Annotated in this window: 13 protein-coding genes; 6 read left to right on the top strand and 7 right to left on the bottom strand. The window is 67.7% G+C overall.

Annotated elements, in window-relative coordinates:
• Positions 1 to 153 precede the first annotated feature (153 nt).
• The 3 genes from QME70_13245 (at position 154) to QME70_13235 (ending at position 1,510) form a co-directional block, all read left to right on the top strand.
• Positions 154 to 456 (top strand): hypothetical protein, encoded by a 303-nt coding sequence (locus tag QME70_13245; protein ID MDI6895532.1) that lies wholly within the window; start codon positions 154 to 156, stop codon positions 454 to 456.
• 131 nt (positions 457 to 587) lie between these two features.
• The gene (locus QME70_13240) at positions 588 to 1,055 is read left to right on the top strand and encodes a nucleotidyltransferase domain-containing protein (GenBank protein ID MDI6895531.1); all 468 of its coding nucleotides are present in this window, start codon (positions 588 to 590) and stop codon (positions 1,053 to 1,055) included.
• A 2-nt stretch (positions 1,056 to 1,057) separates the two neighbouring features.
• Positions 1,058 to 1,510, top strand: coding sequence for a DUF86 domain-containing protein (locus QME70_13235; protein MDI6895530.1), 453 nt, complete (start codon positions 1,058 to 1,060; stop codon positions 1,508 to 1,510).
• Here the strand turns inward: QME70_13235 and QME70_13230 are convergent.
• Complete coding sequence (locus QME70_13230; protein ID MDI6895529.1) at positions 1,507 to 1,662, bottom strand: hypothetical protein; 156 nt, start codon at positions 1,660 to 1,662, stop codon at positions 1,507 to 1,509. The two genes, QME70_13235 and QME70_13230, sit on opposite strands and share 4 nt — an antisense overlap.
• Positions 1,663 to 1,864: 202 nt before the next feature.
• Here QME70_13230 and QME70_13225 point away from each other — a divergent pair, with 202 nt between their 5' ends.
• Positions 1,865 to 2,821, top strand: a complete 957-nt coding sequence (locus tag QME70_13225) for a C-GCAxxG-C-C family (seleno)protein (protein MDI6895528.1) — start codon at positions 1,865 to 1,867, stop codon at positions 2,819 to 2,821.
• Between the two features lie 12 nt (positions 2,822 to 2,833).
• Here the strand turns inward: QME70_13225 and QME70_13220 are convergent, their stop codons facing one another.
• From QME70_13220 to rlmD, 6 genes are all read right to left on the bottom strand, one after another.
• A complete protein-coding gene (locus QME70_13220; protein ID MDI6895527.1) occupies positions 2,834 to 5,014 on the bottom strand; it encodes an acetate--CoA ligase family protein in 2,181 nt (726 codons plus the stop codon).
• 19 nt (positions 5,015 to 5,033) lie between these two features.
• Positions 5,034 to 5,708, bottom strand: a complete 675-nt coding sequence (locus QME70_13215) for an indolepyruvate oxidoreductase subunit beta (GenBank protein MDI6895526.1) — start codon at positions 5,706 to 5,708, stop codon at positions 5,034 to 5,036.
• 4 nt (positions 5,709 to 5,712) lie between these two features.
• Positions 5,713 to 7,617 carry an indolepyruvate ferredoxin oxidoreductase subunit alpha gene (gene iorA / locus QME70_13210; GenBank protein MDI6895525.1) on the bottom strand — a complete coding sequence of 635 codons (1,905 nt, stop codon included), beginning with the start codon at positions 7,615 to 7,617 and terminating at the stop codon, positions 5,713 to 5,715.
• Positions 7,618 to 7,667: 50 nt separating this feature from the next.
• On the bottom strand, positions 7,668 to 8,456 hold the full coding sequence (locus QME70_13205; protein ID MDI6895524.1) for an IclR family transcriptional regulator: 789 nt from the start codon (positions 8,454 to 8,456) through the stop codon (positions 7,668 to 7,670).
• A 223-nt stretch (positions 8,457 to 8,679) separates the two neighbouring features.
• Positions 8,680 to 9,978 carry a DUF362 domain-containing protein gene (locus tag QME70_13200; GenBank protein MDI6895523.1) on the bottom strand — a complete coding sequence of 433 codons (1,299 nt, stop codon included), beginning with the start codon at positions 9,976 to 9,978 and terminating at the stop codon, positions 8,680 to 8,682.
• An 88-nt stretch (positions 9,979 to 10,066) separates the two neighbouring features.
• Positions 10,067 to 11,485, bottom strand: a complete 1,419-nt coding sequence (gene rlmD / locus QME70_13195) for a 23S rRNA (uracil(1939)-C(5))-methyltransferase RlmD (protein MDI6895522.1) — start codon at positions 11,483 to 11,485, stop codon at positions 10,067 to 10,069.
• A gap of 123 nt (positions 11,486 to 11,608) precedes the next feature.
• On the opposite strand from rlmD, the gene QME70_13190 reads away from it, so the two are divergent.
• Together QME70_13190 and QME70_13185 are read left to right on the top strand one after the other, a co-directional pair.
• Entirely contained in the window at positions 11,609 to 11,893 is a 285-nt protein-coding gene (locus QME70_13190) for a hypothetical protein (GenBank protein ID MDI6895521.1), read from the top strand.
• A gap of 66 nt (positions 11,894 to 11,959) precedes the next feature.
• The gene (locus QME70_13185; protein MDI6895520.1) at positions 11,960 to 12,463 is read left to right on the top strand and encodes a rubrerythrin family protein; all 504 of its coding nucleotides are present in this window, start codon (positions 11,960 to 11,962) and stop codon (positions 12,461 to 12,463) included.
• Positions 12,464 to 12,507 lie beyond the last annotated feature (44 nt).

Genomic DNA, 12,507 nt, shown 5'->3' with positions numbered 1-12,507 from the left:
TGCGCCACCCACACCCTGCCGGGACAGATGCCCATGGAGGTGACCATCCGCGACCCCCGCGGCTTCGTGCTCCAGAGGCTTTCCCGCTGAGGGGCCGCCGCGGCAGGGGTCAGCCCGCTCGACGAGGCGGCGGGCGCCACAGAGGCTAGCGCGATGAGTGAGGAGGTTCTCGCCATGGAAACCCTGGACCAGATCGTGGCTGCGCTCCAGGGATTGCAGGCGCTCAATGAACAACTGCAGAGGCAACAGCTGGTGCTACAGGAGCGACAGGTTCGACTTGAGGAGGGACAGCAAAAGCTGGAGCAAAGACAGTTGCAACTGGAGATGCGCCACGAGTGCCTGCTGGGCAAGGTGGCCGATCACGACGTCCAGCTTCGTTCCCTGCGGGACATGTTTGCCCCGCCCCGGAGGACCCTGGCCCCCACCCCGCGCAGGGGAGCGCCCCGCACCCCCTGATCCCCTTGTCGCCGGGCTTGTTGCCAGGCCGCTCGCCGGTGTCTACGGCGGCCGCTCCTCAGGCCGTGCTTGCCCCTCGGGATTCCCTCTGGTAACATCAGGGTGTGCTCTGAGGAAGGTGAGTAACGCACTTGACCGAGCAGGGCGTAGCGAGACATGCAGGAGAAGAGGGGAAGCTTGGGGCATTCCAGCGCGTCTGCCGCGAGCACGGGTTGGCCCTGGTCTACCTTTTCGGTTCGCAGGTGGCCAATGCTTTGCGCATGCTGCACGGGGAAGACGTGGAACTGCGGGATCCGCTTGCGGACATAGACATCGGTGTCGTCACCGCGCGACCGTTGCCCTCTGATGCCCGCGGACGTTTGGACATGTATACATCCTTGTACTGTGGTTTGGCCGATTTCTTCGCTCCCTATGCGGTTGATCTGGTGTTGCTGGAGGAACACCACTCTGTCTTCCAGGCCGAGGCACTCGCGGGGGTTTGCGTTTTCGAAGCCAGTTCTGCCTTTCGGGATCGGTACGAGATGTCTGTCTTGCGGCGGGCGGCCGATTTCAAGCCTTTCCTGGATCGGTTCTACCAGGAGGTCCTGGAAGAGGTGTGACTATGATCAATGTCTCTCTGGTTCAGGAACGACTGTCGCTGATAAAGTCATACCTTACAGAGCTGGAAGAGCTGAGACGGTTTGAGCGGGAAGCGTTTCTGGCAGATAAGAAGGTCATCGGAGCGACCGAGAGCTACCTGCGGCGATCGCTGGAGGCCGTGTTCGACGTCGGGCGGCATATCCTGGCCAAGACCGGCGGTGCGGACCTGACCCTGGAATACAAATCGATTGCCCAGGGGCTGGCGGCGAGAGGTGTCGTGGACCGGCACCTGGGCGAGCAACTGGTCAAGATGGCGGGTTATCGAAACCGGCTTGTTCACCTTTACCACCTGGTGACCGACGAGGAGTTGTACGAGATCATTCAATCCGACCTGGACGACATTCGTGGCTTTGTCGTTGCCATACGGGATTTCCTGGGCCGGCAGGGCCGGACGAACTCCGCACAGCGCCACTAACCCGACTGAGGTGGAGATAGGCGTCCACCACCACTAACCGCGTTGAGGCGGAGCTTGGCGTCCACCACCATGGCGCGGTCTGGGAACACGCACATGGGGTTGAGGTCCATCTGCTCGATGTGGTCGCCCAGTCCCTCGGCCGGGCGCGACATCCCCATCGGCGCGGCCATAAGGCCGGTTTATGGGTGACAGCAAAGCTGGATGGGTGAGGCGAAGGATTGGCAGGGGAGGGAGCGAATCCCCAGGCAAGAGAATGTGTTCACAAAGTCCAGGCAGCGCCGGGTTAGCCTCCCCGGGTTTGGGCCTGTGCGGTCGGGCCGGGGAGGGAGGCCGGCGAAAGGTGGGGGTGAAACCGTGATAGCAGAGCAGAAGGTGATTTCGAGGAGGAAATTCCTGCTGGGCGCGGGGGCCCTGGCTGCAGGAGCGGCCGTGACAGGGGGAGTGACGGGCCTGGTACTACCGGGCCGGGCGCAGGCTGGTGAAAGCGTCCGCATAGTGGTCAATGGCAAGGAAGTGGTGGGTCCCATCGCGGCCCGTCTCGAGAACGATGTTACCCTGGCGCCCGTGCGCGCAGTGGCGGAGTCCATGGGGGCCACAGTGCTCTGGGAAGGGAGCAGCCGCACCGTCGATATCAAGACCGCTCAGACGGCCGCAGCAGTACCGCAGTGGCCGTGGACTTACAAGAAGCTGGATCCCGAGGTCGTGCGCAAGAGGGGATACGAGGGCTATTACAAGGGAGCTTGCTGCTACGGTGCCTTCTCCGCCATTGTCCTTACGCTGGCTGAAGAGGTGGGTTTTCCGTTCACCGCGATCCCGGCGGACATGTTCCGTTATGGCGAAGGGGGAGTGGTGGGCTGGGGAACCGTGTGCGGAGCCCTGAACGGGTCCTGCGCGGCCATAAACCTGGTGTGCGGTAAGGGCGTGTACAACGTGCTGGTCAACGACTTGGTGGGATGGTACACCCAGGAACCGTTCCCCAGCAAGGAGCACGACACATACAGCAAGTTCCCCGGACAGGTCCAGAACGTCTCCGGCTCACCTCTGTGCCACGTGTCAGTGGGCGAGTGGTGCAAGGCCTCCGGGCACAAGGTTACCGATCCGGAGCGAAAAGAGCGCTGCGCCAAGTTGACCGGCGACGTGGCCGCCTTTGCGGTGGAATTGCTCAACAAGCAGGCTGATGGGGTGTTCGCACCCGCCTACAAGCCGTCGGCGGAGTTCGCCGGATGCATGAGCTGCCACGTGGGCAAGGACAGCGCCCTGGACAATGTGCAGGGCCGTATGAACTGCGTGCAGTGCCACCAACCTCACTGAGGTTGGGCCGACTCAGCGAACGCGGAGCTTGGCGTCCACGACCACGGCCCGGTCCGGGTAGATGATCACGGGGTTGAGGTCCATCTGCTCGATGTGGTCGCCCAGGTCTTCGGCCAGGCGCGACATCCCCATCAGCACGGAGACCAGCGCTTCCCGGCCGGCCCTGATGCCGCGGAAGCCGTCGAAGAGGTGACCCCCGCGCAGTTGCTGGATCATGTCGCGGGCGTCAGCTGCGGTGATGGGGGCCACCCGGAAGGCCACGTCCTGGTACAACTCGGTGAAGATGCCGCCCAACCCTACCATGAGGGAGGGGCCGAAAGTGGCATCGTGGATGAAGCCCACGATGGCCTCCACGCCGGGGGGCTCCTGGGCTTCCACCACGAGGGTCTTGCCCGGGAACCGTGCGCCCATGGCGGCGAGGGCCTCGTCCAACTCGTCCCGGTCGCGGATGCCCAGACGCACGCCCCCCAGCTCGGTCTTGTGGAGGATGTCGGGGGCGGAAGTCTTCACCACCACGGGATAGGGGAAGGGGAGGTTCCCAGGTGGCAACGCGCCCCCACGCCCCGATCCATTCCCGGGCCGCGATGCATCCCCTGGCTGCAGCACAAGCCGTGGCGGCACCGGGATGCCGTAGGTGGCGAGAAGGTCTTTGACCTGGTGCTCGGCCAGGGGGACCCCGGGCCGCACCATCTTCCGTGGGTCGTCCGCCGCCTGCCCCGCGCATGCCAGGGGGGACGGATGCCCGGCGGCGGTGGCGGCGGGCGCTTCGGGGCCGGGGCGCTGACGGGAGAGGTAAAGGCCACGCTCATAGAGGGCGGCCAGGGCCCGCACGGCCCGCCGCAGGGAGGGGTAGGCGGGGACGCCCGCCCCCACCACCTGGCGCAGGCCGCGCTGGGAGAGCTCGCCCCCGATGGTCACCACCACCATGGGTTTGGGTCCGTGGTGGAAGCGGTCCATGATGAGCCCTGCCAGGCGGTCGTCGACAAAGGGACTCTGGAACTGCATCACGCACAGGACGGCGTCTACGCCGGCTTCCGCTTCGAGGACCTCCAGGCTGGCGGCGTAATGCTCGTTGCTGCTGTTTGCGGTGAGGTCGACGGGGTTCTCCACGGCAGCGAACGGGACCAGCGCCGAGCGCAGGCGTCCCCGGCCCTGCTCGGACAGGGTGGCCAGTTCCAGGCCTGCCCCCCGCTCGCGGGATTCCAAGAGGTCGGTGGCGATCACGCCCAGGCCGCCGGCGGTGGTGAGCACCGCCACCCTCTTGCCGGGGAGGGGACGGCCGTGGCCCAGGGCCCGGGCCATGTCCACGAGTTCCTCCTCGTCGTACGCCCGGAAGGCACCCACCTGGCGCAGCGCCCCCTCCACCACCCGGTCGGAGCCCACTAGGGATCCCGTGTGCAGGGCGGCGGCCCGCGCCCCCGCCGCCGAGCGGCCCGTCTTGAGCACCACCACCGGCGTGTGGGGGGTGATGCGGCGGCACCTCTCCAGGAAGCCGCGCCCGTCCCGGAAGCTCTCCAGGTAGAAGGCGATGGCGCGGGTATGAGGGTCTTCGGCGAAGTAGTCGAGCAACTCGTTTTCGTCCACATCCAGCTTGTTGCCGATGCCGGCGAACGCGGAGAGCCCTACCCCCAGGGAAGCGGCCGCCTCCATGATGCATACGGCGGTGGCGCCGCTCTGGGAGATGAAGGCGATGTCGCCCGGTCCGGGCCGGGGGCTGCGCTCCCGCAGGGTAAAGGTGGTGTCAAGGCGTCGCCTGGGCACATATACCCCCAGGGTGTTCGGTCCCAGGAAGCGGGGCCGCCTCTCCGCGGGCACGGCGCTTAGAATCCCCTTGATCTGTTCTTCGAGGCGTCTGCCCTCTTCCCCGGTTTCTCCGAAGCCGGAGGCCTGGCCGATGATGGCGCGCACGCCCTTCTCCACGCACTGCCGGACCATCTCCACGGTGGCCGGTGCGGGTACGGCCAGCACCGCCAGGTCGACGTCCTCCGGGATGGAGGCCAGGTCCGGGTAACAGGGCCGGCCCAGGATCTCCCCGGCGGACGGGTTGACCGGGTAGACGCGGGCGTCGCTCTCCAGGAGGTACTTCAGCACCAGATGCCCGATTTTGGCGGGGTCGCGTGAGGCCCCCACCACCGCCACCGTGCGGGGCGCGAAGAAGGCATCCAGGTTTCCTCGGGTGTCGGCGTCGCTCATGAGGTGTACCTCCTCGTGACTATGCGGGGCGAGTTCCGGCGTGGAGGCGGGCCAGGCTGAGTTCGCGGGCCAGGCGGAAGGCGGCCAGGTTCACCGCCCGCACCCGCTCGGGCAGGTGTGCGGTGATGGCCTGCTGCCACTCCTGCTCGGTTGCCTCCAGGAGGGGGGAGAGGGCACCCAGCAGGGCCACGTTGGCTGCCCGCAGGTTGCCCGCCCCGCGGGCCAGGGCGGGGGCGTCTACCCACAACAGGGTACCCGCCTTCTCCGCCAGGATCTCCCGCACCCCTTCCGGGTAGGCCTGGTTCCCCTGGGTGACGGTGACGGGGGCGATGCGTTCCGTGCTGCACACGCAGGTACCCCCCGACCGCAACCAGGGCAGGAACCGCAACGCCTCCAGTTGCTCCAGGGCGAGCAAGAGGTTGGCCTCCCCGCGCGGTACCAGCGGTGAGTGAACGGTCCGACCCCGGCGCACGTGGCTCTCCACGCTCCCGCCCCGCTGGGCCATGCCATGCACTTCGGAGGTCTTAACCTCCCACCCCTGGCCGAGAAAGAGGGACGCCAGGATACGGGTGGCCAGGATAGCGCCCTGTCCCCCCACACTGGCGATCACGATGTCCTCGATCTGCCCCGTACCCGTTGCGGTTGCCGGGGACTCGGTGCGCTCCGCCCCCGGGCGGATGATAACTTCGATCATCGGACTAGGCCTCCTCGGGAGGTACCAGGGCTCCCGGCTTGCACAGTTGCACGCACATGAGGCAGCCCGTGCACAGCCCTTCGTTCAGGCGCGGGCGCTTGCCCCCCCGCCCGGTGTCCTTCTCCAGGGCGGGACATCCAATGCGGAAGCAGGCGGTGCAGTCGATGCACTTCTCGGGAAGGAAGCGGATGGGGGGTGCCGCGGCGCCCGGGAGCAGCACGCACGCCCGCCGGGCGATGATCACCGAGGGCTCCGGGCGCGCCAGCGCAGCCTTTACCGCCTTCTCCACCGCCTTGAGATCGTACGCGTCCACTACCCCGACGTCATTCACCCCGCAGGCCCGGCACAGGGCCTCCAGGTCGAGGCGGGGAGCGGGCTGGTGCCGGGCGTCCCAGCCGGAGGCCGGGTGGCCCTGGTGCCCGGTCATGGCGGTGGTGCCGTTGTCCAGGATGATCACCGTGCCCGTGCCCCGGTTGTAAACCATGTCGATGAGGGGGGTGATGCCCGAGTGGACGAAGGTGGAGTCTCCTATGACCGCCACCGCCCGGCGGGAGAAGTCGGGTCCCAGCGCTTTCTCCAGGCCCAGGGCGTGCCCGATGGATGACCCCATGCAGGTGCAGGTGTCGATGCTGTGGAAGGGCGGTGCTGCCCCCAGGGTGTAGCAGCCGATGTCGCCGGTGGTGATGAGGTGGTACTTGGCCAGCACGTAGAAGACGCCGCGGTGGGGGCAGCCGGCGCACAGCACGGGCGGCCGACCCGGCAATTCCGCCGCGCTCCCCACGGGCTCCGGTGCCGGCGATGGCGCCGCGCCCGACGTGGGCTCCGGTGTGGTGGGCGGCGGCGGCGGCGACCCCGCCGGGATGGCGGCCACGGTGGAAGTAGTGACGGTGCGGTGGAGGAAGTGGGCTGCGGCGTGGCGCACCGTTCCTACGGACAACTCGCCTATCCGGGGGAACACCTGCGGGCCGGCCACCCCCTGGCCGAGGACACCCGTGCCCTGCGCCAGGATCAGTTCCTCCCAGAAGGGATCTCCCTCTTCCACTACGAAGAGCTGGCGCACCCCGGCGGCGAAGCGGCGGATGAGTTCGCGCGGGATGGGGTAAGCCAGGCCCAGCTTGAGCACGGAGGCATCGGGGAACGCCTCTTTCACGTACTGGTATGCCACCCCGCCCGTGATGAAGCCCAGGTCGGTGCTGCGCCATTCCACCCGGTTGAGGGGGCAATCCTCCGCGTACGCGCGCAGGGCGTCGAGCCGCTCCTCCACCACGGGGTGGCGGCGGCGGGCATGGGCGGGTAACATTACGAAGTCCGGGGGCCTGCGTTCGAAGCGGAGGGGTTTTGGCCCCTCCTGGCGGGGGCCGAGGGTCACCGGGCTGCGCCCGTGGGAGAGGCGGGTGGTGCTGCGCAGGATCACCGGGGTGGCGAACCTCTCGGAGAGGTCGAAGGCGGCCCGGGTGAAGTCCCTGGCCTCGGCCGAGTCGGAGGGCATGAGTACCGGGGTACGGGCCATGCGGCCGTACTGGCGGTTGTCCTGTTCGTTCTGGGAAGAGTGCATACCGGGGTCGTCGGCCGACACGATGACGGTGCCACCGTTGGTGGGCATGTAGCAGAAAGTCAGGAGAGGGTCGGCGGCCACGTTCAGCCCCACGTGCTTCATGGCTGCCAGGGCGCGGGCGCCTGCAAAGGAGGCGCCGATCACCACCTCCACGGCCACTTTCTCGTTGGTAGACCACTGCACCCAGACCTCCGGGTATCGCGCCAGTGCCTCAATTACCTCCGTGGCGGGGGTGCCGGGGTAACCGGCCGCCACCCTGACCCCAGCTTCGTAAGCCCCCCGGGCTATGGCCTCATTCCCCGACAGGAGTACCCTGGTGCCCGCACCCGGGGGCTGTTCGGTCACCTGGACCACAGGATCACCTCCCTCTGCTCCCATCCCGCGTTGCCCCCCGTTACCTCGCGCTAGCCGAGGCGGGCGGATGCCGCCCGGGCGGCCGCCACCACCGCCCGGGCCGACTCTTCCTGGCGGGGGGCGAGGCGGCCCACCGGACCCGATACGCTCATGGCCGCCACCACGCTGCCCGAGACATCGCGGATGGGGGCGGCCACGCAATACAGTCCTATCTCCATCTCCTCGTTGTCCACGGCGTACCCCCGGTCCCTGACCGCGGCCAGTTCCGCGCGCAAGGCCTCCTCCGTGGTGATGGTATAGGGGGTGAGGCGGGGGAGGCCCCGGGTGCGGATGATCTGTTTCACCACTTCGGCGGGGGAATGGGCGAGCAGCACCTTGCCCACGGCGGAGCAGTGGGCCGCCGAACCGAAGCCCACGCGGGGGGTTATGCCCAGGACGTGGTCTGATTCCACACGGTCGACCACCACCACCGTGTGGGGTGCGGCGGGGTCGGCATCCAGTACTACCAGATGCACGGTTTCGCCCGCGGATGCAGCCAGCTGCTCCATCACCGGGCGCACGATGGGCACCAGTCCCACCTTCTCGCGCCAGCGCATCCCCAGGGAGAACAGCTTGACGCCCAGGAAGTAGCGGTCGGTGCCCGGTTGCTTCACCACAAAACCGCGGGCGGCCAGGGTGGCCAGGGTGCGGTGAACCGTTGACTTCCAGGTGCCCAGCTGGGAGGCGATCTCGGTCACCCCCATCTCTCCCTGTGCGCCGAGGAGAAGCAGGATCTGCAGCGCCCTGTCCACCGCGCGAGTGACTTCTGGCTGCGATCGCCCGGGTCTGCCCACCGGCACCTTCGCCTCCTCCGTTCAGGCGTGTCAGGTCCTGGCACGCCCTCCCAGACGCCGTTCCATGATGAGCACTGTGCGAGCGTGCTGTTCTAGTACGGGGAACACCGTTCTGCTGGTTGCTTTCGACAGCCCGGACCTGATTTCCTGCCGGCCAAGGCCATAAAGCCAGATGTTTGCCTCCCCGGGTCGGCTGACCAGGCGTCGGGATAGGTGTCGTACGCGGGCGTCAGCTGGGGAAGTCATACAGGCGGAGGTTGAAGCCGTCCTGGGCCTGGTAACGGCAGAAGAGATAGTGGCGGTACCGGGCGTAGTCCCGGGGGTCGCAGGCGATGCCTTCGTCCCCCATGAGGGCCACGAACTGGCTGAGGTCGGGAGGACAGCCGGGAAAGGGGATGGCCTTCCGGATGTGGGGATTACCGTGGTTGAGGCGGCACGAACACCGGCCGAATAGTACGGTGCGGTCGAACCCGGGCTGAGCGAGCTGGCGCTTTCCGCTCACCACCTCCACGTTGGGAAAGGGGTGGCCCCGGTATGCGGCCATGAGCATGATGAGCATGGGGTTGAACAGGGTCGAGCACCCGGTACACAGGGTGTCGTCGTACTTGCGCACGGCGATCCCGGTGATGCCGCGCTCGCGGAAGCCTGCCGGCCCGGTGCCGTCCTCGGTCCACTCCCAGTCGTACTCAACGCGGAAGCGATGGGTGGCGAGGTCGTCCCCCCTCATCTCGATTGCGTCCAGATGGGGGCTGCGGCCGTTGCGGCGGGCGAAGAAGTGCAGGTGCGGCACGTCCTCGGTGCTGTACCCCATGAGGGCCGCCCCCACCACGTCGCAGGCGAAGGCGTCCCGGGAGGCGACCAGAAGGTCCTTGCGGTAGGCCCTGCCCGTGGGGCCGGGTCCCCTCTCCAGGGCGAATACACCGTCGATGATGGTCAGTGCCACCGGCAGATGTTCCACGATGCGCGGAAACAGATGGTCGAGGGGCAGGCGGGGATGGTGGCAGAACATCTTGGAGCCCTTGCTGAGGCAACCCTTGAGGTTCTTGAGTCCCAGCGAGACCACGGACTGGTTGTGGGTCTTGAGCACGGGCACGTTGATGATGCGGTCGGCCTCCAGGGCCCGGCGGGCCAGGCGGAGGCTGAACTCGCCCAAAGGGACGGGCACGAAGGGTTCCTCGTTGAAGTCGACCAACTCCACCCCGTACCGTTCGCGCAGGCGCTCGTAGCCCAGCGCCCTGAAGATCTCCCTGCCCCGGCTGGCAGGGACGGGCAGGGGGGCTTCGCCAATGGTGATGTGGTGGAAGCCTTCTTCGTGCAGTAGGCGGACCAGGGCGGAGACGACGGCCGTGGTGGTCACCACCCCGTAGGGGGGAAAGGGCAGGTCGAAGTCCCAGAACACCAGGTTGGGCTTGATGAGGATGCGATCGGTAGTGCGGAAGCCGGCCAGCCCGTCGCACAGTGCGATCGCTTTCCTCAGGGCGTCACCGGCGTCATCCCACCCGGTCAGCGCCACCACGGGCCTGCTCACGGAGTCCCCCCTCACAGGCTACTTCGCGATGGTGGCGGACTCCCCTGCGCATGTGAGATGGCGGCCCGGGCCTGTACCCCGCAGGTGGTTACTGGCATAATTGCCGTGAGCTATCACCAGCCGCCCGCACCACCCGGGCCACCGCCTCCACGTGGGCGGTCTGGGGGAACATGTCCACAGGCTGCACCTCGAGAGTGCGGTACCCGTGGCCGTGGAGGATGGCGAGGTCCCGCGCCAGGGTGGCCGGGTTGCAGCTCACGTAAACCAGCCGCCGGGGGCCCAGACGGGCGATCGCCTCCAGGGTGGCCGCAGGAACCCCTGCCCGCGGCGGGTCGAGGACCACCACGTCCGGGCGGAGGGACCGGGCGCCGGGACCTTCGAGCAGTTCCTCGACCCGGCCGGGCAGGAGCTCCACGTTGGCAATGCCATTGCGGGCGGCGTTTTGGCGGGCGTCGGCGACCGCCTCGGGGACTTCCTCCATGCCCGTCACCTTTGCCGCCCCGCGCGCCAGGAAGAGGGCGATCGTACCCGTGCCGCTGTAGGCGTCCAGCACGGTTTCTTCTCCCGTGAGGGCGGCGTAGGCCACGGCCTGCCGGTAGAGGACAAGGGCCTGGGCCGGGTTGACCTGGAAGAAGGAGCGGGCCGAGACCCGGAAGACGAAGTCGCCCAGGCGGTCCTCGATGGCCGCCTGCCCGCCCAGCACCCTGGTCTCCTCGCCCAGGATCACGTTACTCCGCCGGGTATTGATGTTGAGCACCACGCTCCTGAGGGCGGGAACGCGCCGCATGAGGTCGCGGGCGAACTCCCTGCCCCGCGGCAGGGTGCGGCCGTTGATCACGACTCCCGCCACCGCCTGCCCGGTGGCCGCCCCCGTGCGGGCCAGCAGGTGACGCACGAGGCCGGTTCCCGTGGTCTCGTCGTAGGGGGCATACCGGTATCGCACGATCAGTTCCCTGGCGGCGACCAGGATCTCGTTGTTCACCGGGTGCTGCACGGGGCAGTTCGAGACCTCGACGATGCGGTGGGTGCCCCGCGCGTACAGCCCCACGACCACGCCCTCCCCCCGGGGCGCACGGCCGACCGGGAAGAGAGCCTTGGTGCGGTAGCGCCAGGGCTGAGCGGCCCCCAGCGTATCGTGGACGAGCACGTCGTTCAGCCGCCCTATCCTGGCCAGGGCATCACCCACCAGCCAGGTTTTCCGGCGCAGTTGCTCGGCGTACTCCATGTGCTGAAGCCGGCAGCCGCCGCAGCGTCCGAACACGGAGCACGGCGGTGGGACCCGGTGGGGTGCCGGTCGGATGATCTCGAGCGTCCGGGCACGGGCGTAGTTCTGCTTGACCTGGACGATCTCCGCCCGGACCTCATCCCCCGGGATTGCTCCCTCCACAAATACACTGAACCCCCGGTAGCGGGCTACACCCTCCCCGTGCTCGCCCATGCCCTCGGGGAGGACGTTGATCCTTTCGCCCGGTACGACCGGGGGTTTGGCTTCAGCTTTCGCGCTCATCCTCGTCTCCTCGAGGGATTATATCACGTGGCAAGGTTGCCGTTCCTCGAGACTCAACAATAGCTGGTGAGGCATTCGTGGGCGCGGGCCCGGGGCGGCCCCGCCGCCGTGGTGTAGGATCGGGTGTCGGTGGTGCTGGTGATCCTGCTCTGCCTGGCCCTGGCCGGCGGACATGCGGTGGCGGTGGCGCTGGACCAGGTGGGGTTCTCCTGGGTGTGGGACACGGGGTGGTTCCCGACCGTGAAGGCGGAAAGGTCGCTCACCGGGTCCCTCGATGTGGATGAAGGTACCACCGAACTCGAGATCCCGAGCGACATGTTCAGGACCGTTCAGATCACAGGCGGTGCCGGGCGGGTACGGCGGAGTGGCAGGGCTTGCCTGCTTGCAAGAAGTAACGATTCCTGCTAAGATGGGACCCAGCGAATCTCCGGGTTCCGTGACCTGGAGAGGCAAATCGCACAGGGGGGATAGACGGTGGGGAGAATGACTGAGGATAACCTCAGGGCGGCATTTGCGGGGGAAAGTCAGGCCCACATGCGCTACCTTATCTTCGCCGAGAAGGCGGAGAAGGAAGGGCACCCCAACGTGGCCCGTCTGTTCCGCGCCATCGCTTACGCGGAGCAGGTACATGCCACCAACCACTTCAAGGCCCTGGCCGAGCTGGGGTCCACGAGCGAGAACCTGGGCAAGGCCATCGGCGGGGAGACCTATGAGGTGGAGGAGATGTACCCGGCGTTCCTGGCGGTGGCCCAGCTGCAGGGTGTGAGGGAGGCCGAGCGCAGCATGAACTGGGCGGTGGCGGCGGAGAAGATCCACGCCGCCCTGTACGCAGAGGCCCGCGAGAAGGTGCAGGCGGGACAGTGCATCGGTACCGCCCCCGTGGTGGTGTGCCCGGTATGCGGTCACACCGTGATGGGGGAGCCGCCCGACCGCTGCCCCATCTGCGGCACCCAGGGCAACCGGTACGTCCGGTTCTAGCGCCGGCCGCCTCACCGGCGCCGGGGCCGTACCGCCGCCGTGGC

Source organism: Bacillota bacterium, assembly GCA_030019365.1.
In the GTDB taxonomy this organism is placed as follows: Bacteria; Bacillota; Sulfobacillia; order JACIYH01; family JACIYH01; genus JACIYH01.
This window is presented reverse-complemented; position numbering and strand designations above follow the sequence as displayed.